27 protein-coding genes and 2 pseudogenes are annotated in these 19,734 nt (G+C 50.9%); 26 read left to right on the forward strand and 3 right to left on the reverse strand.

Annotation, left to right across the window (positions count from 1 at the left end; translation table 11 throughout):
* Window positions 1–25: 25 nt before the first annotated feature.
* The 3 genes from NA986_RS17800 to NA986_RS17810 all read right to left on the reverse strand — a co-directional run bounded on the left by NA986_RS17800 (window position 26) and on the right by NA986_RS17810 (window position 1,742).
* Window positions 26–271 (reverse strand): hypothetical protein, encoded by a 246-nt coding sequence (locus NA986_RS17800; protein WP_001192832.1) that lies wholly within the window; start codon window positions 269–271, stop codon window positions 26–28.
* 7 nt (window positions 272–278) lie between these two features.
* Entirely contained in the window at window positions 279–602 is a 324-nt protein-coding gene (locus tag NA986_RS17805; protein ID WP_000387662.1) for a hypothetical protein, read from the reverse strand.
* A gap of 684 nt (window positions 603–1,286) precedes the next feature.
* A complete protein-coding gene (locus NA986_RS17810; protein WP_023972394.1) occupies window positions 1,287–1,742 on the reverse strand; it encodes a helix-turn-helix domain-containing protein in 456 nt (151 codons plus the stop codon).
* Between the two features lie 405 nt (window positions 1,743–2,147).
* Here NA986_RS17810 and NA986_RS17815 point away from each other — a divergent pair, with 405 nt between their 5' ends.
* The 26 genes and pseudogenes from NA986_RS17815 (at window position 2,148) to NA986_RS17940 (ending at window position 19,734) form a co-directional block, all read left to right on the forward strand.
* Window positions 2,148–2,594, forward strand: a complete 447-nt coding sequence (locus NA986_RS17815; protein WP_001643782.1) for a toxin YdaT family protein — start codon at window positions 2,148–2,150, stop codon at window positions 2,592–2,594.
* Between the two features lie 22 nt (window positions 2,595–2,616).
* Window positions 2,617–2,841 carry a hypothetical protein gene (locus NA986_RS17820; RefSeq protein WP_001195066.1) on the forward strand — a complete coding sequence of 75 codons (225 nt, stop codon included), beginning with the start codon at window positions 2,617–2,619 and terminating at the stop codon, window positions 2,839–2,841.
* 2 nt (window positions 2,842–2,843) lie between these two features.
* Window positions 2,844–3,824: a helix-turn-helix domain-containing protein gene (locus NA986_RS17825; protein ID WP_000063056.1), complete on the forward strand. Its 981-nt coding sequence runs from the start codon at window positions 2,844–2,846 to the stop codon at window positions 3,822–3,824.
* On the forward strand, window positions 3,821–5,209 hold the full coding sequence (locus NA986_RS17830; RefSeq protein WP_000074839.1) for a replicative DNA helicase: 1,389 nt from the start codon (window positions 3,821–3,823) through the stop codon (window positions 5,207–5,209). The genes NA986_RS17825 and NA986_RS17830 overlap by 4 nt, the downstream gene beginning before the upstream one ends.
* A 37-nt stretch (window positions 5,210–5,246) precedes the next feature.
* On the forward strand, window positions 5,247–5,927 hold the full coding sequence (locus NA986_RS17835) for a hypothetical protein (protein WP_000130738.1): 681 nt from the start codon (window positions 5,247–5,249) through the stop codon (window positions 5,925–5,927).
* A 3-nt stretch (window positions 5,928–5,930) separates the two neighbouring features.
* A complete protein-coding gene (locus NA986_RS17840; protein WP_000918617.1) occupies window positions 5,931–6,179 on the forward strand; it encodes a hypothetical protein in 249 nt (82 codons plus the stop codon).
* Entirely contained in the window at window positions 6,172–6,774 is a 603-nt protein-coding gene (locus tag NA986_RS17845; RefSeq protein WP_001037052.1) for an MT-A70 family methyltransferase, read from the forward strand. Before NA986_RS17840 ends, NA986_RS17845 begins: the two co-directional genes overlap by 8 nt.
* Window positions 6,771–6,860 (forward strand): annotated as a pseudogene (locus NA986_RS17850) (methyltransferase); the annotation flags it as partial. The gene NA986_RS17845 and the pseudogene NA986_RS17850, both read left to right, overlap by 4 nt.
* A gap of 80 nt (window positions 6,861–6,940) precedes the next feature.
* Entirely contained in the window at window positions 6,941–7,279 is a 339-nt protein-coding gene (locus NA986_RS17855; protein WP_001129735.1) for a hypothetical protein, read from the forward strand.
* 183 nt (window positions 7,280–7,462) lie between these two features.
* Complete coding sequence (locus NA986_RS17860; RefSeq protein WP_000474096.1) at window positions 7,463–7,654, forward strand: hypothetical protein; 192 nt, start codon at window positions 7,463–7,465, stop codon at window positions 7,652–7,654.
* Between the two features lie 68 nt (window positions 7,655–7,722).
* Window positions 7,723–8,319, forward strand: a complete 597-nt coding sequence (locus NA986_RS17865; RefSeq protein WP_060646992.1) for a DUF1367 family protein — start codon at window positions 7,723–7,725, stop codon at window positions 8,317–8,319.
* Window positions 8,316–8,609: pseudogene (locus NA986_RS17870) on the forward strand (DUF1364 domain-containing protein). The gene NA986_RS17865 and the pseudogene NA986_RS17870 overlap by 4 nt, the downstream one beginning before the upstream one ends.
* Window positions 8,606–9,184: a DUF1133 family protein gene (locus NA986_RS17875; protein ID WP_060646994.1), complete on the forward strand. Its 579-nt coding sequence runs from the start codon at window positions 8,606–8,608 to the stop codon at window positions 9,182–9,184. The pseudogene NA986_RS17870 and the gene NA986_RS17875 overlap by 4 nt, the downstream one beginning before the upstream one ends.
* Window positions 9,185–9,576: 392 nt before the next feature.
* Complete coding sequence (locus tag NA986_RS17880) at window positions 9,577–9,765, forward strand: hypothetical protein (RefSeq protein WP_000658037.1); 189 nt, start codon at window positions 9,577–9,579, stop codon at window positions 9,763–9,765.
* A gap of 202 nt (window positions 9,766–9,967) precedes the next feature.
* Entirely contained in the window at window positions 9,968–10,270 is a 303-nt protein-coding gene (locus NA986_RS17885; RefSeq protein ID WP_001526513.1) for an HP1 family phage holin, read from the forward strand.
* Window positions 10,248–10,745 carry a lysozyme gene (locus NA986_RS17890; protein ID WP_060646996.1) on the forward strand — a complete coding sequence of 166 codons (498 nt, stop codon included), beginning with the start codon at window positions 10,248–10,250 and terminating at the stop codon, window positions 10,743–10,745. Before NA986_RS17885 ends, NA986_RS17890 begins: the two co-directional genes overlap by 23 nt.
* The gene (locus NA986_RS17895) at window positions 10,742–11,653 is read left to right on the forward strand and encodes a DNA-methyltransferase (protein ID WP_023972361.1); all 912 of its coding nucleotides are present in this window, start codon (window positions 10,742–10,744) and stop codon (window positions 11,651–11,653) included. Before NA986_RS17890 ends, NA986_RS17895 begins: the two co-directional genes overlap by 4 nt.
* On the forward strand, window positions 11,650–12,117 hold the full coding sequence (locus NA986_RS17900) for a lysis protein (protein WP_023972360.1): 468 nt from the start codon (window positions 11,650–11,652) through the stop codon (window positions 12,115–12,117). The genes NA986_RS17895 and NA986_RS17900 overlap by 4 nt, the downstream gene beginning before the upstream one ends.
* Before the next feature lie 261 nt (window positions 12,118–12,378).
* Complete coding sequence (locus tag NA986_RS17905; protein WP_023972358.1) at window positions 12,379–12,618, forward strand: DUF826 domain-containing protein; 240 nt, start codon at window positions 12,379–12,381, stop codon at window positions 12,616–12,618.
* A gap of 63 nt (window positions 12,619–12,681) precedes the next feature.
* Window positions 12,682–13,434: a hypothetical protein gene (locus NA986_RS17910; protein ID WP_023972357.1), complete on the forward strand. Its 753-nt coding sequence runs from the start codon at window positions 12,682–12,684 to the stop codon at window positions 13,432–13,434.
* A complete protein-coding gene (locus tag NA986_RS17915; RefSeq protein WP_024156460.1) occupies window positions 13,400–14,818 on the forward strand; it encodes a PBSX family phage terminase large subunit in 1,419 nt (472 codons plus the stop codon). The genes NA986_RS17910 and NA986_RS17915 overlap by 35 nt, the downstream gene beginning before the upstream one ends.
* Window positions 14,819–14,857: 39 nt before the next feature.
* Window positions 14,858–16,327, forward strand: a complete 1,470-nt coding sequence (locus NA986_RS17920; protein WP_023972355.1) for a DUF1073 domain-containing protein — start codon at window positions 14,858–14,860, stop codon at window positions 16,325–16,327.
* A 70-nt stretch (window positions 16,328–16,397) separates the two neighbouring features.
* Complete coding sequence (locus NA986_RS17925) at window positions 16,398–16,931, forward strand: phage head morphogenesis protein (RefSeq protein ID WP_001526527.1); 534 nt, start codon at window positions 16,398–16,400, stop codon at window positions 16,929–16,931.
* Between the two features lie 51 nt (window positions 16,932–16,982).
* Window positions 16,983–18,260, forward strand: coding sequence for a DUF2213 domain-containing protein (locus tag NA986_RS17930; RefSeq protein ID WP_023972354.1), 1,278 nt, complete (start codon window positions 16,983–16,985; stop codon window positions 18,258–18,260).
* Between the two features lie 11 nt (window positions 18,261–18,271).
* The gene (locus tag NA986_RS17935) at window positions 18,272–18,775 is read left to right on the forward strand and encodes a structural cement protein Gp24 (protein ID WP_023972353.1); all 504 of its coding nucleotides are present in this window, start codon (window positions 18,272–18,274) and stop codon (window positions 18,773–18,775) included.
* Between the two features lie 11 nt (window positions 18,776–18,786).
* Complete coding sequence (locus NA986_RS17940; RefSeq protein ID WP_060647000.1) at window positions 18,787–19,734, forward strand: DUF2184 domain-containing protein; 948 nt, start codon at window positions 18,787–18,789, stop codon at window positions 19,732–19,734.

Genomic DNA, 19,734 nt, shown 5'->3' on the forward strand with positions numbered 1-19,734 from the left:
TTTCCTCTTTGGTTACTGGCGCTGGTCAGGCGCCTGATTTTGCAAGTCGGATAGCTACTTTGATTCCTGCTTTCTTCTGCTTAAAAATCGGGTACTTACCTTTTACGGCGTTAGCGTACACAGTTCCGGTTGTTGGATAGAATTCAACGCGGCGAACACCACCGACAATTGTTAGATGCATAACGCCATTTCCGAAATCGCCGTTGTTCTCATGTTCGAGTACAGACAAGCCAGCACTCATTACCTTGTCGATGATAATTTCAGTCTGCATGGTTACCTCAGAACGGAATATCGCTTTCCTGGACAGGAGAGTGATCAATACACAGCAGTTGCTGTATTTTGTCGTCAACCTGGGCTATCTGATGTTTTGCCAGCGTTGCTATCTTCTCTTTCTGACCACGCAACTGGTCGACCTGAAGAGCAATAATGTCGAAAGGTTCTGGCTGGTTTACATCGATGGATATATCGCGAGTCTCCAGCAGGACGTATTGATCTGGAAAGGTGCGTGACATGTCACAGGTAGATACAATGACTTTTTCCTGAGCAAACGTGTTGGCGTTGTAATGGATGTACAGCTTTACTGGGATGGCAAGCGCTTCCATAGCGGCTCCTTACTAGTGTATAATCCGAGCCGATCAGCGGCTCATGTCGTTGGTCTTTCCTCGGTGCAGGGTTGGTCCCCTGTACCACCTCCGGAGTGGTTTGGTCACCGTTCCGGGTAAAGAAACCCACTTCGGTGGGTTTTTTTACATCTGTTGCCCGTCTTTCCGGGCTGTCAGGGCTGGTCATACCCGCCTGGTCTTTCCTCGGTACTGGTTGCTGTGTAAAAAATTGCCCCTCATTGAGACGAGGCAAAGACTACACACAGCAATGGATATTTGATGATCCGTAACGTGGACATACGACCTGTTTTTAAGCCTCACGGGGCGTTCTTTACGCGGGCGGACGGCTCAACCGCGTTCACTGCCGTGACAGGGGGCTTGTGTGGTGTTACGCACCCATTGCTCTTACCTTCCACCACTGCAACGAATCGAATCCAGTTGCGGTCTTTCCCGCATGTCATCGTACTGGCGGCGACCCGCGAATTTGTGCCTGTCTTTCCAGACTGTCAGAACGTTTTTCTGAACAACTGCCGCGTGGTTAGTGCGTCGTTGATATGATGATATTAGTTTCACGTATATTTGTGGTCAAGCTAAAAATATATGTGTTACGAATATATTTTATATGCTATTGATTTAAATGAATAAAAAAATCCCGACTATGCGGGATTCTTTGAAGAGGTGGGATTACTGTTTTCTGGTCGCTAGAAGTTCTTCAAAAAGTCGGTCAAATTCACTAACTTTTTCTTTTAATTCAGTTAGATGCCTTTCTTTCTCACTTTGTGGAAGCCTGTCGTAAAGTTCAATCAACTCTGCATCCTCTGGTTTCAAAAGGCGCCAGCCAGCCGCTGAATAGTCCTGAACGTGTGTATCGGTTTTTCTGACGTAATTCATTAGTTCCGCTAAGTCAGGTCGGATTTCTTCAGGTTTTACCCCTAGTAGCGCAGAGAATTTTAACGTGGCGTCCGTGTTTAATGGGATGCTGCCGTTCAAATATTGACTCACTGTAGCTTGCGTATTGAAGCCGAGAGCATCTGCCGCCTTTTCCTGGGTAAGACGTAAAGTAACTTTTTTATCGTTCCAAATGTCTCGAAGCCGTTTGGCTGCGTCAGCTTCTGCTGCATCAAGGGTTTTCTTTCTCATACCGAACATAATATTCGCAAAATTAATTTACTCCCAATCGTGTAACTATTGACACATCAATATTCGTGATACTAATATTGATGTGTCGAATACATATAGGAGGACAAATGGATCTCAAAAACTACCTAAAGACATCTGGCGTTCGTCAGCAGGAGTTCGCTGTATTGGTCGGGGAGACTCAGGGTTATGTTAGCCGTGTAGCTTCCGGTAAATGCCTGCTTGGCGCTGCAACGGCGCTTAAATGGGCTGCCGCTACTACATTTCAGGTAACACCTCATGACTTTCGTCCTGATCTTTATCCAAATCCAACCGATGGTGTTCCAGATAGGAACGCAGCTTAACAAGAGGCGTATTCGAAATCTGATTAAGCGTAATCAGATTTTCAGCGACAGGAGACGCGACAAAGTGGAAAACCTCGACGAACTGAAAAGAGAAATCTTCAAGTGGGCTGCGGAACGCGGGCAGGAACATGTTGCCATCGAGATCTCCCGTATGTGGTTTCGGATGGGGGGCAATACCCGTTCTGTAAAACTTCACCAGATGGAGGATTCGAAAGGCAATGCCGACTGGCGGGCCATCAACAATAACCGGCAGCAGATTTTTCGCTGGTTACGTGGTGAGACGAAAGCGGCGAGAACCAAAACTAAAGCGCTGGCCAAAGCTATGGAAGCGGCGCTCCCCGCGGAACGATATGCGCAGTTGGGAATGACAGCTCAGCACTTAATTTGCATTGCGATCCGCGATTTCGCCGCCGCAATAATAGCATTGCTGCTTGATGCTAGGGATCGACCACAGCGGATAGCACAGGCACTACAAGCCATACAGGAAACACAGCGCCTGACCAGCGTTTAACTTGTATCGAGGAAAGACCAATATGCAGACATCAACAGACCGCATCACCTGGCGGAACGGCTGGCGTTTAAATGGCGAACCATCCTGTGCGCATGATGTACGGGGAATATTTGAAGAACGCCTCGCCGCGAAAAAATGGGAAATATACGAACAGCGTAAAGCTGAGATGATCGAGACGTGCGTTTTCCTCACACCGAAAGACTACGAATTAGCCTGTCGTGAACTGGCTGAGTTGCTGGGGATCTGACTATGAGCATGACCCTAATGGCCCGGGCGATGGCAATAAAAACCGGAAACCCAATTCGTAAACTGGTGCTGATTAAACTTGCTGATAACGCCAATGATAATGGCGAATGCTGGCCATCTTATCAGCATATTGCTGATCATTGTGAATGCAGCAGGAGTGCTGTTCGTACGCACATTGACGCGCTTATTGGCATGGGCGTTTTAACAAAAGAAAACCGCATGGGTATAAACAATGGTAAGGGAAATACGTCGAATGTGTATTACCTGAATCTTGATAACCCTGTGCCACCAAAAAGCACAGCCCCTGTGCCGTCAAAAATCACAGGTATGCCGTTAGAAAACACACCCCCTATGCCATGTGGTGGCACCAGAACCAGTCACTCTTTTGAACCAGTCAATGAACCTAATGATCCCCCTAACCCCCAGAAGGGGAAGGGCGACGAATGGATCCTTGCTGACGCTAAAAAAGCCCTGGAATTCTACAACGAACAAACCGGAACCCGTTGCCGTGATATTAAGCCGTTCGTACTAATGCTGACGCCGACACAAACACGCGAAGCATACACACTTGCTGAGCTGCAATTGGTTATTCGTTGGGTACTGGCTACTTGGCGCCGCCGTGGTTCTGGTTTGCCAAAACCGGCCAATATTTGCCGCGTAAATCGCTTTGACGGTTATCTCGCGGATGCAGAAGCATGGGCTACTACGGAGGCTGATGTCGATCCGGATGCTGTCATGAAAGGCTACAACGAGATATTCGCTGACACATTGCCTGCTGCTGAACTGGATGCCGATCGCCGGGGGATGATTATTCGCCTGGCTGCTCACATGAAAAATAAAACTACGGGGGCATTTCTTGGCTATTTCGAAAAATTCCGCGCCGATGCACCCGATTTTTATTTCGGTGCCAGTGGCTGGCGCGCCAGCTTTGATTATCTGATGAAACCTGAAACGTTGCGTAAAACAAGGGAGGAAGCACTGTGAGTCCTCAGGAACTGGAAGCATGTGTACTGGCTGGCCTGTTGAATGGGGGAGCTTCACCTGATGCCTTCGATGTGATCGCCTCCACCCCAGAAGAATCATTCAGCATAGGATTTTATCGCCGTACATTCAGCGAAATAAAAAAACAGGCGCTGACTAGTGGCATGATCGACATGTTATTTATTAGCGAAGCACTGGGTGGGGCGAGTCTGGCTAACTTGTCGGAAATATCCCGTATCCCTGCAACAGTACCAAACCTCAAAGGCTACGCGAGGAAGATGGTTAAGGCATGGCGAAGTCGTGCGCTGGCGAAGCTCCTGCAGGATGGGGCCGATGGCATTCGTAACGCAGTAAACCAGGAGCAACGCGATCAGATAGTCGAAAACGCCGTAGCACAACTGCTGGATATGACTGCCGATAGTGGTGACGTCCAACCAGTACATATCAACGAGCTATTGCCCGCTTACATGGACACAGTACAGAAACGTATGAATGGTGATGAGTCCACGCGCAATTTGCTGACTGGTATTGTGGATCTTGATAACGCGACAGGTGGCATTAACCCGCAGGATCTTATTGTTGTGGCTGGTCGTCCTGGTATGGGTAAAACAGAATTCGCTCTTACGGTTGTGGAAGGCGTAACGTCAAAAGGGGGCGGAGCGCTCATTTTCAGCATGGAGATGGCTGCGGCTCAGATTGTCGAGCGTTCGCTGGCCGGCGCCGGAAACCTGTCTGTTTCACGTCTGCGTAATCCTCAGGATATGTACGATGAAGACTGGGCACGATTGACTGCCGCCATTGGTGAACTTACGGACCGGGATATCTGGATTGTCGATGCGACCGACCTTACAGTTGAACAGATTCGCGCGATTGCAGAAACGCACAAACGACGCCATCCGCATCTGGCAATGATTATGGTCGATTATCTCGGTCTGATTAAAAAACCGAAAGCAGAGCGTAACGACCTGGCCGTAGCGCACATTTCTCGCAATCTCAAAACGATGGCTATGCGGCTACATACACCGACCTTTGCGCTCAGCCAGCTTTCCCGCGCAGTTGATGCGCGTCCGGCGGCGCAGCGTCGCCCCGTAATGTCAGACCTGCGTGATTCTGGTTCCATCGAGCAGGATGCTGACAGCATTCTGTTTCTGTACCGCGATGATGTTTATAACCCTGAAAGCCCGGCGGCTGGTGTGGCTGAAGTCATTCTAGGCAAATGCCGGTTCGCTGCTGCTGGTACCGTAATTTACCAGGAATTTAAAAACGGCCACTTTCTGCCGATCGATCAGCACGTCGGCAAGGAGAAGACCCGCATTCAACTGGAGGCAGCAAAACCCAGAAAACCGCACCGCAAATATTCAGAGAAGTACAACACCGATGCATTTTAAGCGCCTGACCCGCGCTAAATTTAGAGAGGAAAGACCAATGACCGATTTAATTTATCCAAAAGTAGAGACCATTGATGATGCTTGTGACTGGACGAATGTAATCATCTGGCGGATGAATGCCGGAGCCAGAGCGCGCAGCCGTTCAATGTATGTTCCGTGTCCCCGTCCTGTTCCGATACCGGGATTAACCGTACGTGTACCTTCGACGGTGAAAAAGGTGAAACAGTCAGGGCCAGCACCTCGACGTCACACGAAAACGCATACTGGCACAGTGATCTATTCCGGTGGTGAGAAGACAGTTAAACTTCGCGAAACCGCAACGGTCTGGACTTCCGGCAGCAAAGAAAATTACGACAAAAAGACAGGCTACAGGGTAGGGGTAACCAGCCGTTGTCGCCTACTGCTGGATTCAATTAAACCTATAGCAGCATCTACAGAACCTGTCGTTCAGTCCAAATCCAGCGAATTACCAGCGGTACAACTGGTAGCTATCATGAAGGGAAAAACGCTGTCATACCAAGGGATTATGTCTGCCATTAAAAAATATCACCCGGACATCAAAATTACCCTGGAACAACTCCAGAAACGAGTCTTTGCGCTGTGTATGTCTAATTTCGTCGGCATTGAGCGGCATGACGATATGCCCGTTACACACTTCACGCTGAAAAGCGTTGATCCCCGTTTTTACGTTCACTCAGAGAAAAACATGAGGGCTTAAGGTATGGCCGGGCAATCGGACTACCTCCCGCCCGGCTTACCGCTCAATCGTGCCAAATGGCCGCAAGAGTGCCAACTCAAAGAGCATTATGACATGCGCGCCGCCGCGCTCATTCGCCAGCTCTATGAGCGCAAAGTCACTCGCCAGATGGTTATACAGCACATTGACGCGACGCCGGAGAGCTACCGGGATTTTTTCAGAGGGCGTTTGAATTACTGGCGCCAGATGCGCGAAGGGGGAAATAGTGAATAAAAAATACACATTAATTTATGCAGATCCGCCCTGGGCATACCGGGACAAAGCTGCAGATGGTGACCGTGGAGCCGGGTTCAAATATCCCGTGATGAATGTTCTCGACATCTGCCGCCTGCCTGTGTGGGATCTTGCAGCGCAAAGTTGCCTGTTGGCTATGTGGTGGGTTCCAACGCAGCCGATTGAAGCACTGAAGGTTGTCGAGGCGTGGGGTTTCCGTCTGATGACAATGAAAGGCTTTACCTGGAATAAATGTGGGAGCCGCCAGACGGATAAGCTGGTGATGGGAATGGGGCATATGACACGTGCAAATAGTGAAGATTGTCTTTTTGCGATTAAAGGAAATCTTCCTGAACGCATTGACGCCGGGATCGTCCAGTCATTTACCGCGCCGCGCCTGGAGCATTCGCAAAAACCTGACTTTGTGCGTGAAAAATTGGTGCAATTGCTTGGTGATGTTCCACGTATTGAACTGTTTGCTCGCCAGTCCTCTCATGGGTTTGACGTATGGGGAAATGAGTGTGATTCACCTGATGTAATGCTGCTGCCAGGAATAGCTGAATTTATCAAGGAACATGGGGAGTGTGCGGCATGACTAATGCAGCAACAATTCTTGATATGTGCTGCGGTTCTCGAATGTTCTGGTTCGATAAGCAGGACGAAAGAGCAGTTTTCACTGATAATGCTGTTCCCCCACCTTTCGCAGAGGCGCTGGTGAGGGCTAATTTACCTGAATTATGTGTAAGCAGGGAGGCAGCATAATGGCAAAATCAGCATCAGAACGTAAAGCAGCGCAACGCGCCCGTCAGTCTGCCGCTGGTGAGCGCAAGATTGAACTGGTGCTTGATTCTCAGGAGCTGGACATGTTGGAGCGGAACTGCGCCGCCCGCCGCCCGGGTCGTGCGCCGTATGAAATGGGCGAATATATTGCGATGCTAATTCGTCAGGATGATGCGCGAGTTCGTGGACGTATCAAATCAATCAGCGCAAATCAATGTGGAAAATGCGGCGACGCGCTGCCGATTACATCATGCCCATGTGCAGGTGATTCTCAGTGCTGGGTTACGTCTGGATGGCATGCGGTGAAACTAACAATGTGACATGTCACGCCAGTCTGCAACATGTAAATAAACCGCCATAAAGGCGGTTTTTCTTTATTTAACATAGTGTTAAATAATAAATCTATTTCATTTTTTAACGTTTTGTGCCTTTAAAAGTTTGCACTTCCAATTACTAAGGAGTATATATACTGGATATCTATACAGTTATCGCAGGGAGGGCGCGTGTTTAAAAAGACGGAGATAGGGGAACATCTCCCCGATAATGGTCGCGTTCTCATTACCTGTAAAAATGGCAAGGTGATGTCTTTAAGAAACGTGTACGACGATGAACATGTCGCATCCCTTAAATCATTGTTAGAACTGGCAGAACAAGCAGGCTGTATTGTTGTTCAAAAAGGTAAACAAAGGGTATAATCACGGTACCGGACTGAACACCCGGCAAACTGTATTTCTGAGCAATTGCTGCGCTAAAGGGGAAACCAATGGCGCAGTATTCATTTGTAAAATCAGCGGGCGGTGTACTTATTCCAGCAACCCCGGATGCTCGCGAATTTATCGACAAAAAATTTCGTCTGGGCGCTGTTTTGTATGCCGACTTTAAACAGGCACGTAATGCAGAGTTTCACAGAAAATTTTTCGCACTCCTCAATCTTGGGTTCGATTACTGGCAACCGTCGGGCGGTGCAATATCCCCGGCAGATAAAAAACTGGTTCGGGGATATGTACAACTGGTTGCTCACTACGCGGGTCACGAAGAAACACTCCAGGAACTGGCCGATCAATATCTGCATGAAGAAGCTGAGAAACGCGCCAGCAATATCAGCTCCGTCAAATCCTTTGAAGCGTTCCGCGCATGGGTGACAATCGAATCAGGTTTTTATACTGAATACCAGATGCCGGATGGCACCAGCCGCAAAGAACCAAAATCTATATCGTTCGCAAAAATGGACGATATTGAATTCTCCCAGCTTTATAAATCCGTTCTTGATGTGCTCTGGAATTATATCTTATACCGCACATTCCCGACTCAGCAGGCAGCGGAGAACGCCGCCGCCCAACTATTCAGTTATGCCGCATGAAAAAAATCGACCTGACAAAGCAGGCCCGCGATCGCATGTGTACTGTACGAATTCCGGGGATCTGTAATTTCAATCCTGAAACCAGTGTGCTGGCCCATTATCGCATGAGTGATACCTGTGGAACGGGCATTAAACCACATGACATGCAAGGTGCCATTGCATGCAACTCTTGTCATGACGTAATCGATGGTCGTGTGAAAACCGATATTGATTAAGACACCCTGAGGCTATATCACGCTGAAGGTGTTTTCCGTACTCAACAGATATGGAGAGAGGAAGGCTTTATATGATTTATCCTTCAACTTCAGGAAAACCCGATGAGACATTCCGGCTTCGCACGCTCGAATCCGTGTGGATTCAGGGTAAATTACGTATGTGGGGCCGCTGGTCACACATAGGCGGAGGGACTGGTGGTGATATGTTTAATGCGCTTCTCGCTTCGAAAAAAGTGAGTAAAACCGCCATACAGCAGGTATTACGGCATCTCAAAGCATCAGGTTTAAGTAAGGATGAGTTGCGGGAATATTTTGAGGATCTACTTGCCGGGAAAAATAAAAGTCACCTGGCTTTTTGCACAGATGCGGAAGGGCTTATGATGGATGCTGTGATCGGTGAAATCCTTGTTCGTGCTGGCCATAAGAAGCTGTTTGGTCTTATCTGCCAGCGATATAAGCGTCGAATGAGCAAAAAGGCAATGGCGAGAGAACTAAACGAAATGCATCCGGAGTGGTGTCTGAGAACCTGCGAAAGCAGAATTGATGTCTGGTTACAAATGGCAGAAGCAATGTTGTATCAGCCAATGTGTGAAGTATTCGAAAAAAAACCTGACAGATTTCGTTTGCATAATTGCGCGGGTGTTGCTTGAATTCAGATAAGCTCGCGAAGCTTTATCCGCAGCGACAGATTCAAAGAAGAACCCGCCACGGCGGGTTTTTTCGTTTGCAGGTCTCGGTAATCATCGGGGCTTTTTCACATTCAGGGCTCACTGGCGGACGGCTCATAACCCAATCCGACAGACGCTTGCGTAGAGCCCGTCCACTATATCAGGCTCCGGGAACCACCATCGATATTACCTACGTAGCAAACGCAGCCCGTGAAGCCTGACCCTTTGATCACACACTGCGCCATCTGAGCTATCGGTGGTGGGGCTATGACTGGAAAGAGCAGCCTGTACAACAGGATTTGAGTTGTGGTTTCTTGCACCGCGGCATTTTCTGCTTCGCCCTATACTATTTGCTTAGTCTTGCGGAGGTGTGAATGAAAGAAGGGTATTACTGGATTCAGCATAACGGTGTTGTTCAGGTGGCATACTATACGAATGACACAGTTGACGATCTGGAATCTGGACAGCTTATTGTCGGTGTCTGGCATCTGCCAAGGGGCGATGATATCTGCCATAACGGTGAAGCAGAAGTACTGTCGGGGCCGTTACAACCACCAGCTTAGATATAGAACGCGCTGGCGGCGCTTGGAAGACGGCTTGAAATATTAGCTGCGTAAATCATACCCCTGATTTTCTGTATACCACTGCCACGTAGCGGGGATTGGCTCCCGCACCCATCACAAGGCTGCGCTATTGCGCGGCCTTTCTTTTTCCACTTACCCGACATCCGGGTAGTCCATTTCCCGGACAGGGGAAGTTATGACAATGGATAAACATACGACATGGCTGGCCTACATCTGGGCATTAATCAGCGGCATATGCGCCCAGTGGACGTTAAACGACTATGGCGCGCTGATAGGTATTGTTCTGGGTATTGGTACGTTTCTGGTTAATAAGCATTACAAAAAGAAATCAGAGCAGGCTCAGGCAAGACAGGCTGCCGCGATGGAAGAGCGTAACAGGCTAATCGCCCGGATTCTGGAAAAAAACGACCATGACAGCACGTTAAAAATGTTGGCGGTATCTGAAATGCCGGAGGGCAATAATGGCGCTCAGGACAAAAGTTAAGGCCCTTCTGGCTGGTGGCGCGAGTGCAATGGTGATAGCGGCGGCGATGATTGGCGGTAATGGCGGTAATGGCGGTCTGGAAGGCAGGCGCCACGAACCCTATCGAGATGTGGCTGGCGTACTTACCGTATGTGATGGACATACGGGAAAAGACATTGTACCTGGCAAGCACTATACCGATGCGGAGTGTGATGCTCTGCTGAATAAAGACCTTGCACTGGTCGCAGCCCGCATTGATCCACTGATTAAGGCCAGTATCCCGAACAGCGAAAGAGCTGCGCTCTACTCCTTTGCGTACAACGTTGGTACTGGCGCGTTTGCCAGGTCAACCCTGCTGAAAAAACTCAACGCTGGTGATCTGGCCGGAGCCTGCAACGAGCTTAAACGCTGGACGTATGCAGGCGGTAAGCAGTGGAAAGGGCTGGTAACGCGTCGCGAGATCGAGCACGAGGTGTGTACATGGGGGCAGAAATGAACCATACCATCTACCACGGCGACTGCCTTGACGTCATGCCGACACTTGAACACGGCAGCGTTGACCTTATCGTGTGCGATCCACCCTATGGCACGATGAAGGGGGCTAACCTGGACACATGGAGCGCTGCAACCACGCAGTGGGATGACGCTATCGATCCCGTAGCACTGTTTGCCGTGTGCGAACGTGTACTCAGGGTTAACGGCGCACTGGTATTGTTTGCCCAGGAACCCTACACAAGCCGCCTGATAACGCAGGCGCACAGCAACCTGCCGTTCAGTTACCGCCTTGCGTGGGAGAAAGAACACTTCGGCAACCCACTGCAAGCCAAAAACGCCCCCGTATCATATTTTGAGGACGTGCTGGTGTTTTTCAAAAAGTACGAACCGAACCTTAATCATCCGATGCGTGAATACTCCCGCAGGGTAAAGGCATTTACCAGGGCGACGGCGGTACAGGTAGAGCGCAAGCTTGGACACCGGGGAGCCGATCACTTTTTGGGCTGTGACGCTGTCCAGTTCTCGCTACCCACACGCAGCACCTACGAGCAACTGACTACCGCCTACAACCTGACCGCTATGCCGGGTTTTCTGGCGTACGACGAAATGAAGTTGCCGCAACGCGTTTTCAATCTGCCACCAGGCAAACGGCATAAACCCAACATTCTGAAATATGCCCGCGACCGGGAAAAATATCATCCCACCCAGAAGCCGGTAGCGTTACTGGAAGATCTGATCCAGACATACAGCAACCCCGGCGATACAGTGCTGGATTTCACGATGGGAAGCGGTTCAACGGGCGTCGCCTGCGTGAATACCGGACGGCGCTTTATTGGCATCGAAAAAGAGCAGAAGTATTTCGATATTGCTGCAGCCAGAATAGAAAAATCAGGGCAGGTAGCCGCATGAACCGCATAACTACTGGCGTAATAGTCTCGTTGCTGATTGTCGCTGCTGCGCTGGCGTGGACAACGGACCACTACCACGGTAACGCCGTGAAGTACAAAGACCAGCGCGACACAGTTACTCATAAGCTGGCGCTGGCGAACGCGACAATTACCGACATGCAGACGCGCCAGCGTGACGTTGCCGCCCTCGATGCAAAATACACAAAGGAACTCGCCGATGCGAAAGCTGAGAATGATGCTTTGCAGCGCCGCCTTGCTGCTGGTGGCCGGGTGCGCGTCAAAGGACACTGTACAGTGCCCGCCAGTACCACATCCGCCAGCGCCAGCCGCATGGGCAATGCTGCCACCGTCGAACTCTCTGACGTTACTGGACGAAACGTTCTCAGTATCCGATCCGGAATTATCAGCGACCAGGCAAAACTGAAGTACCTGCAAGAGTACGTCAGGACACAATGTTTGAAGTGAGGTCTGAAATGGAAGAAGCCAGAATTCTGGTAATCATTATGTTCCTTTGTGGTCTGGCGTTAGGGTTCGTGTTTGGGATGATGTGCAACCGGGATAATCAGATATAAAAAATCCCCGCAGGAGGAGCAGCCGTAGCCTGCGGGGAAAATGGATAAAGTATATATGTTAACCCTGAAGAACTCAGGGGATTCATACTGTACGGAGTATCGCTTTTTGTACATATACCAGAACGTAACCAGACGCTAAAAACTGGTACACCTCATGAAAATAACCCAGTGGCTGAAAAGCCTCATCCATACGGAGCAAAGAGAAATGTCGGATATGAAAGATATCGTCACCGACGACATGGTGAAAAATGCCCTGCGTTCAGACACGGTAACCACCGCGGTGAAAACGCAGATTAAATCCACACTGGATCAACAGATTGACGCCGCTGTCGATACCGCGTTGACCGATATCCTCGGTAGTGATGCTGATAATACGGTTACGCACCCGGTGTAATCGGCATTACAGCAGCCCTTCAGTGAGGGGCTGCGATAATGGTTAATCACAGGGAACATAATCATGGCAAAACCGGACTGGGAGGCCATCGAGACGGCATACCGGGCCGGAGTTATGAGCCTTCGCGACATAGGGGCGTTGTACGGCGTAACGGAAGGGGCGATAAGAAAGAAAGCCAAGAAGCTGGAGTGGGTACGCAAAGACGGTACGCAGGTACGCAAAAATGGTACGCAAAAAAACACGGTGCGTACCACGAGGAAGCCTGCCAGCTCCGGTGCTGCGCAAAAGCATTCGCAGCCAGAAGCCGAACCTCCCGCAGATACGAAACCCGAAACAGTACGCAAAAAGGTTGTCACTAATCATCCCCCTTTTCAGCCCGGTAATCAGCATGCGCTGAAACATGGCGGTTACGCCCGGCGCCTTCTCCTGAAAGATGAAGTCGTTGAGGATGCCAGAGCGCTGACGCTTGAAGATGAGCTCTTCCGGTTGCGGGCGAATAACCTGATGGCTGCCGAGAACATTGGTCGCTGGCTCACCCTGCTGGAGGATGCGGAGGAAGAGCAGCAGCGCAAAATTCTGATGGATAACATCAGCGCTGCCGAAAAGGCGATGATGCGTAACACCGTGCGCATTGAATCCATCGTGGGAACGCTGGCCACCGTTGGCAAAATACACGCTGACACTGATTATCGTGTGGCGGCTACTGATAAGGTATCTCTCGAGGCTGACAGGCTGCGACGTGATGCCGGTATTGATGATGGTAACGGAGAACGTGACCTGAATGACTTTTACACCGATATCCAGACCGACGCTTAATCCGGCCCTGAGAAACTTCTGGACCACGCAGGCGCGAAATAAGGTGCTCTATGGCGGGAGGTCATCGTCAAAATCATGGGATGCAGCCGGATTTGCAATATTCCTGGCAAATAAATACAGCCTGCGTTTTTGCTGCGCTCGCCAGATCCAGAACAAAATTGAAGAATCGGTTTACACGCTTCTCAAAATTCAGATAGACCGGTTTGGCCTGCGGCATCGTTTCCGCATTCTGAACAACAAAATCATTAACCGGGTTACCGGCTCGGAATTTGTTTTTTATGGGTTATGGCGCAACATCGAAGAAATTAAGTCACTGGAGGGGATCGATGTGTTGTGGCTGGAAGAAGCCCATGCACTGACGGAATATCAATGGAAAATACTGGAGCCGACAATCCGTAAAGAGGGTTCAGAGTGCTGGTTTATTTTTAACCCTGGACTGGTCACCGATTTCGTGTGGCGTAACTTTGTGGTCGATCCGCCAGAAGATACGCTGATTCGCAAAATCAACTACGACGAGAATCCATTCCTTTCAGACACCATGCTGAAGGTTATCGATGCAGCCAGGCGTCGTGACCCGGAAGGGTTTGTGCATGTTTATGAGGGCGTACCAGAGTCTGATGATGATGCGGCAATTATTAAGCTTTCGTGGATTGAGGCGGCTGTTGACGCGCATAAGGTTCTGGGCTTTGAGCCTGAAGGACGTAAGCGCATCGGTTTCGATGTCGCCGACAGTGGTGCGGATAAGTGTGCCAACGTCTATCGACATGGTTCTGTGGTGTACTGGGCCGACGAGTGGAAAGCGAAAGAAGACGAGTTGCTGAAAAGTTGTCTGCGCACCTATCAGGCGGCAATAGAGCGCGGTGCTGACATTATTTATGACTCCATCGGGGTTGGGGCATCTGCTGGCTCGAAATTCTCCGAAATCAACGAAGACCGGAGGAGCGAGAATCTGGATGCGGCCCGGCTCAACTACCAGCGTTTTAATGCCGGTGCTGGCGTTAACGATCCTGATGACGAATACAACGGCATTCCCAATAAAGACTTTTTCGCCAACCTTAAAGCGCAGGCATGGTGGCTGGTGGCAGACCGTTTCCGTAACACCTTCAATGCGGTAAAGGCTGCGAAAGAGGGCGTGAAGGGTGAACGGTTCCGGGTCGATGAGTTAATCAGCATTGATTCCTCATGCCTGTTGCTGCAAAAGCTCAAGCTGGAGTTAACCACGCCGCACCGCGATTTTGACCGTAATGGTCGTGTAATGGTGGAAACCAAAAAGGATCTGGCGAAACGAGATATCCCGTCACCTAACGTCGCCGATGCGTTCATTATGGCCTTTGCGCCTACGGACTCTGCACTGGATAACTGGGCGGCGCTGGGCTGCAAGTAAATAACAGACGTCGAATACTCTATTTCCCCGTGAGGATATATGTCCCGAAAGAAACGCCAGAACGGCGCACAACAGCCCGTTAGGACAGCTGACGGGTACAATAATTTCACGGCCAAACTTGGCAGCGATACCAGAAACATCCAGACGGGCGGAATGTACATGCCCGGCTACATCAGCCGAAACAGGGTGATGCTGGAGTTTGCGTATCGTTCATCGTTCCTCGTGGGCGCCGGGGTGGATGCTATGGCTGATGATATGACCCGCAAGGGCATTAACATCAGTTCTAAACTCAGGCCCGGACAAAAGGGCGCGATTGAGACGTTCTGGGACGAGATCGCTATCTGGGACGGGCTTAACGATAATCTCAAATGGTCACGGTTGTACGGTGGTTCTTTGCTGGTAGTTCTGATTGAAGGTCAGGACATGTCAACTCCCTTAAAACTGGATCGCATCAAAGAGGGGCAGTTTAAAGGGGTGATAGCCCTTGACCGATGGATGGTTAACCCCAGTTATTACGATCCCGTCACTGATTACGGCCCGAATTTCGGTAAGCCAAAATTTTATAAAGTCATAACCAATCAGCAGGGAATCCCGCCCTGGAAAATCCACCACTCGCGCCTGATTCGTATGGATGGCGATACGTTGCCCTTCCGGCAGGCGCAGACCGAAAACGGCTGGGGAATGTCTGTGGTGGAGCGAATTTTCGAGCGTATTGAAGCTTTTGATACCGCGACGGCGGGCACCACACAATTGATTCACAAAGCACACCTGAGAACATACAGCATTGAAGGGCTCCGTCAGATACTCGCCACCGGAGGCGATCTGGAAAAAGGCCTGATGCGCCACATGGACATGATTCGCGAATTCCAGACCATCGAGGGCATGACCATAATGGATGCGAAAGATACTTTCGCCACACACAGCTACTCATTCGCCGGTATAGCCGATGTTCTGCTGCGATTCGCTGAACAGGTATCTGGTGCCACAGGTATTCCCCTGGTTCGTTTATTCGGGCAGTCCCCGGCGGGTTTCAATACCGGTGATGGTGATCTGGAAAACTACTACAGCCGGGTTAACTCACTGCAGGAGCGACGCTTACGCCGCCATATTCGCTGGTTGCTTGATATTTCCTGGCGTTCTCTGTTCGGTGAACCACTGCCTGACGATTTTACTTTCGAGTTTAACAAGCTCTGGGAGATGTCAGACGTGGACCGCGCAACGATGGCGAACAATGTGGTTACTGCACTTGGTACCGCCGTTCGCGACCTCGGGATGCCTCCGGCAGCAGCGCTTAACGACCTCAGGAACATTTCTGATGTGATTGGCATCGGTGGTTCTGTCACTGACAAGGATATAGAAGATGCGAAGACCCAGTGGCAGGAGGATGAATCTGAAACCATCCCTCCGCCGTCGTTCGGAGATCCAGTATCGAAAAAGCCTGTTGGCGATAGCAAACCAGATAGGGCAGATCGTCGATGGTACCTACGATGGTTCACAGGCCAGTGCTGACAGCATTTCGAAAACGCTGGTGGACTATTCCGAGGTAATCAGCGACTGGGCAGAGCAGGTCGGGCGAAGGATGTTTGCCCAGGTCGAGCAGGAGGAATGGAATCTGTGGAAATCAGTATCTGAGGAAATCGGCGCCGGCCTGCGCGATGTGGTGGGTAATACCCCCGTCGGGCAGGTGGCGCAGGATATCGTGTACCGCCAGATTCAGCTGATGAAGTCCCTGCCGCTGGAAGCAGCCGATCGCGTGATGGACATACAACAGCGCGCAATGCAGGCGGTTATCACTGGTGAACGTCCGGACGAGCTCTACGAGATGATCATGGCCTCCGGTGACGTGGCCGCCAGCAGGGCGCAGCTGATTGCCCGTACAGAGACTGGACGAGCTACCGGCGCGCTGACGCAGGCCAGAGCCCTTTCGGTTGGCTCAGAGGGATACTGGTGGCGTATCGAAGGGGCCGGAACGCGCGATTCTCACCGCAGGATGAAAGATAAATTTGTGCGCTGGGATAACCCGCCTACGCTGGACGGTATGACCGGACATGCCGGATGTTTGCCGAACTGCAAATGCTGGCCTGAGGTTCAGATCCCACCTCCAAGGAAATAGCAGGTCGCCACTGAGCGGCTTTTTTATTGCCCGCAATTTAGCAGGTAACCCATGAAATATTTCTTCACTACCCGCCTGGGCGAGACTCGCTACCTGCAGGCGGATGGCTCTCTGCTGTGTAAAGATGTTCCGATCGCACGAACGGGAACGCAGGTCTACTTACCCGAAGAAATCGACCTCGAGCCTGACGCCAGCGGCACAGTGACGGTCTGGCGAACGGAGGATGAAGTGTTTTCCCCTGAGACGATGGCGAGCTTTGAGGGCGTCGCCGTCACGCTGGGGCATCCGGAGGACGAAGAAGGCAATATCGTTTTCGTCAATCCTTCCAACTTCGCAGAGCTGGCCCACGGACATATTCAGAATGTCCGGCGCGGTGCTGGTGATAAATCGGATCTGCTCATTGCTGACGTGCTGATTAAGCGGCAGGAGGCAATCGACGCAGTGAATTCAGGCCTGACCGATGTCAGTTGTGGCTACGACGCTAAGTACAGGCAACTGGCACCCGGCAAGGGCAAGCAATACCAAATCACAGGTAACCACCTCGCTGTCGGCATTGGTCGTGGGCGGGCTGGTGGCCGCTGTGCAATCGGGGATTCCATCCCATCATCCAAAGGAAAAAACATGAAACCTACGTTATTACAGAGGCTGGTAGCGGCTATCCGCACGCGAGATGACGATGCGCTGGCCCGCCTGGCTGATGAGGCCGCCGCAGCAGATTTACCCTCTGATGCGATGGGATCTATCCCCGGGCCAACAATCAATATCAATGTGCCGTCACAGGCTACGGCTCTTCCGACTGAGAACCGGACCACAACGGACGAAACGCCGGAAGATGAGAAGAACAAAGACAAAACAACCGATGAAGGCGTGCCGGAATGGGCTGTGGCTATTCTGGCGCGTCTGGACGCACTGGAAGGTAAAACGGCGGACGATGCTCCGGATGATATCACCACAGCCGATGAAGATGCGGAGGAAGACAGCAAAGTGACGGGGGATGCGGCATTTAAGCGCAACCTGATCGCAGATGCGGAAATCATCTGTCCGGGCTTTCAGCCAGCGGGTGATAAAAGTCTGAAACGCCAGGTTCTGAACCATGCGCTGCGTACTGGCGACAGCCTGAAAGCGTTCGGTGTAAGTGATTTTTCCAAAGCACCGAAATCTACGGTGGATGCCGTGTTTAAGGCTGCCGTCGAAATTAATAAAGCCAAAAACCATCTTCTGCCGCTGAATAACGGTGTCCGCACCACCGACGGCAGCACCAGCACCAAACACATGTCTCCGGCTGAACTGAACAAGATCAATGCCGACTTCTGGAAAAATCGTAAATAAGGTAATTCAACATGGCTGGAAATGCATATTTAACCCGCATGCCCCTTGGGTTTGTCGGTGCCGTAACGCGTCCCCGTGATCTGACCATTGAGCCGGTAATGCTGGATCATAACAAATTGTTTTCAACCTACGGCCTGCCTGGTAAGTACGTTGATAATCAGTTCGTTCCGCTGGTGGATGGCGACACTATCGACAAGGTAAAGGGCATTTTCGTCCGTCCTTTCCCGATCACTTCAGCACCTGATCTGGCCTGGCTCGGTGTCACTGCGAATCAGGTCGGTGACAACCTCAAACGCGGTTACATCTGCGTTAAAGCGACAGCAGGTAACGCGACGACTGCAAAGAAAGGTGACCCGGTTTACGTTCGCGTGGCGGGTGGTACCAGTCAAAGTCCGGTTGGCTCTTTCGTGTTGTCTCCTGACACCACCGCATCAAATACCCCTCAGTTAACAAATGCTGAGGTAATGGGGCCGGGTGAAGCTGACGGTCGTATCGAAATCGCCTATAACATCTGAGGGACTGATTAATGTTTACAATTGACAGAGCGACTATCGACTCCACTGGCGCGTTTCTCGTCGGAGAACTGGAGCGTATGGACCAGTCGCTGAATATGCCGCTGGTGTCCGTTAAGTGGACCCGTGACATGCCATTGCGCAGCGATATCTCTATCGCGGATGAAGTGTCGTCCTTCACCAACACCGATTTTTCCAGTGTCGGCGGCCCAAATCCGACTGGTAAAAACTGGATGGGCAAGAAAGGTACTGCCACTCCGGGGCCTGAGCTGGATATTGTTCCTACCCGTAATAACCTGACTCCGTGGGCAACGGAAGTCTCCTGGACGGTTCTTGAGCTGGCATCTGCTCAACAGCTGGGACGCCCGATTGACACCCAGAAGTATGAAGCCATGAAGTTGAAGTGGAACATGGATACCGATGAGCAGGTTTATATCGGTGATGCAGTTCTGGGCGTGGCTGGCCTGCTAAATTTGCCGGATATCACACCACTGGCCGCCGCCGCCGCATGGACAGCTACAACCGATCCGGACGTCATCCTGCAGGATATTAACCTGTTGTTGACCGACGTCTGGATGCGTTCTGGTTATGCGGTCTGCCCCGCTAAAATCGGCCTTGCTCCGGAGCTGTTCGGCCTGTTGACCACTAAAAAGGTTTCCTCGGCGGGTAACATTTCCGTACTTGAGTACGTGAAAATTAACTGCATCGCGTATCAGGAAAACGGCGAGCCGCTGGAAATTGTCTCCATCAAGTGGGCGTCTAAACGTGGGGCTGGTGGCGCCCACCGTATTGTGGCCTACACCCAGGACGAAAAATACATTCGCTTCCCGATGGTTCCGTTGCTGAATACCCCGCTGGAATATCGTGGTATGCAGCAGTTGACTGTCTACTACGGGAAACTGGGGCAGGTTGAAGTGCCGTATTCCAATACGATCTCTTACCTGGACGTTCCGGCATCCTGA

The sequence above is a fragment of the Salmonella sp. NW177 genome (genome assembly GCF_051811585.1).
GTDB classification, from domain to species: domain Bacteria; phylum Pseudomonadota; class Gammaproteobacteria; order Enterobacterales; family Enterobacteriaceae; genus Salmonella; species Salmonella enterica.

Excerpts from the sequence above, each read along its gene's own strand:
- NA986_RS17800 (WP_001192832.1), bottom strand. The coding sequence starts at position 271 with ATGCAGACTGAAATTATCATCGACAAGGTAATGAGTGCTGGCTTGTCT.
- NA986_RS17805 (WP_000387662.1), bottom strand. The coding sequence starts at position 602 with ATGGAAGCGCTTGCCATCCCAGTAAAGCTGTACATCCATTACAACGCC.
- NA986_RS17810 (WP_023972394.1), bottom strand. The coding sequence starts at position 1,742 with ATGAGAAAGAAAACCCTTGATGCAGCAGAAGCTGACGCAGCCAAACGG.
- NA986_RS17820 (WP_001195066.1), top strand. The coding sequence starts at position 2,617 with ATGCAGACATCAACAGACCGCATCACCTGGCGGAACGGCTGGCGTTTA.
- NA986_RS17825 (WP_000063056.1), top strand. The coding sequence starts at position 2,844 with ATGAGCATGACCCTAATGGCCCGGGCGATGGCAATAAAAACCGGAAAC.
- NA986_RS17835 (WP_000130738.1), top strand. The coding sequence starts at position 5,247 with ATGACCGATTTAATTTATCCAAAAGTAGAGACCATTGATGATGCTTGT.
- NA986_RS17840 (WP_000918617.1), top strand. The coding sequence starts at position 5,931 with ATGGCCGGGCAATCGGACTACCTCCCGCCCGGCTTACCGCTCAATCGT.
- NA986_RS17855 (WP_001129735.1), top strand. The coding sequence starts at position 6,941 with ATGGCAAAATCAGCATCAGAACGTAAAGCAGCGCAACGCGCCCGTCAG.
- NA986_RS17865 (WP_060646992.1), top strand. The coding sequence starts at position 7,723 with ATGGCGCAGTATTCATTTGTAAAATCAGCGGGCGGTGTACTTATTCCA.
- NA986_RS17875 (WP_060646994.1), top strand. The coding sequence starts at position 8,606 with ATGATTTATCCTTCAACTTCAGGAAAACCCGATGAGACATTCCGGCTT.
- NA986_RS17880 (WP_000658037.1), top strand. The coding sequence starts at position 9,577 with ATGAAAGAAGGGTATTACTGGATTCAGCATAACGGTGTTGTTCAGGTG.
- NA986_RS17885 (WP_001526513.1), top strand. The coding sequence starts at position 9,968 with ATGGATAAACATACGACATGGCTGGCCTACATCTGGGCATTAATCAGC.
- NA986_RS17890 (WP_060646996.1), top strand. The coding sequence starts at position 10,248 with ATGGCGCTCAGGACAAAAGTTAAGGCCCTTCTGGCTGGTGGCGCGAGT.
- NA986_RS17895 (WP_023972361.1), top strand. The coding sequence starts at position 10,742 with ATGAACCATACCATCTACCACGGCGACTGCCTTGACGTCATGCCGACA.
- NA986_RS17900 (WP_023972360.1), top strand. The coding sequence starts at position 11,650 with ATGAACCGCATAACTACTGGCGTAATAGTCTCGTTGCTGATTGTCGCT.
- NA986_RS17905 (WP_023972358.1), top strand. The coding sequence starts at position 12,379 with ATGAAAATAACCCAGTGGCTGAAAAGCCTCATCCATACGGAGCAAAGA.
- NA986_RS17910 (WP_023972357.1), top strand. The coding sequence starts at position 12,682 with ATGGCAAAACCGGACTGGGAGGCCATCGAGACGGCATACCGGGCCGGA.
- NA986_RS17915 (WP_024156460.1), top strand. The coding sequence starts at position 13,400 with ATGACTTTTACACCGATATCCAGACCGACGCTTAATCCGGCCCTGAGA.
- NA986_RS17920 (WP_023972355.1), top strand. The coding sequence starts at position 14,858 with ATGTCCCGAAAGAAACGCCAGAACGGCGCACAACAGCCCGTTAGGACA.
- NA986_RS17925 (WP_001526527.1), top strand. The coding sequence starts at position 16,398 with ATGTTTGCCCAGGTCGAGCAGGAGGAATGGAATCTGTGGAAATCAGTA.
- NA986_RS17930 (WP_023972354.1), top strand. The coding sequence starts at position 16,983 with ATGAAATATTTCTTCACTACCCGCCTGGGCGAGACTCGCTACCTGCAG.
- NA986_RS17935 (WP_023972353.1), top strand. The coding sequence starts at position 18,272 with ATGGCTGGAAATGCATATTTAACCCGCATGCCCCTTGGGTTTGTCGGT.
- NA986_RS17940 (WP_060647000.1), top strand. The coding sequence starts at position 18,787 with ATGTTTACAATTGACAGAGCGACTATCGACTCCACTGGCGCGTTTCTC.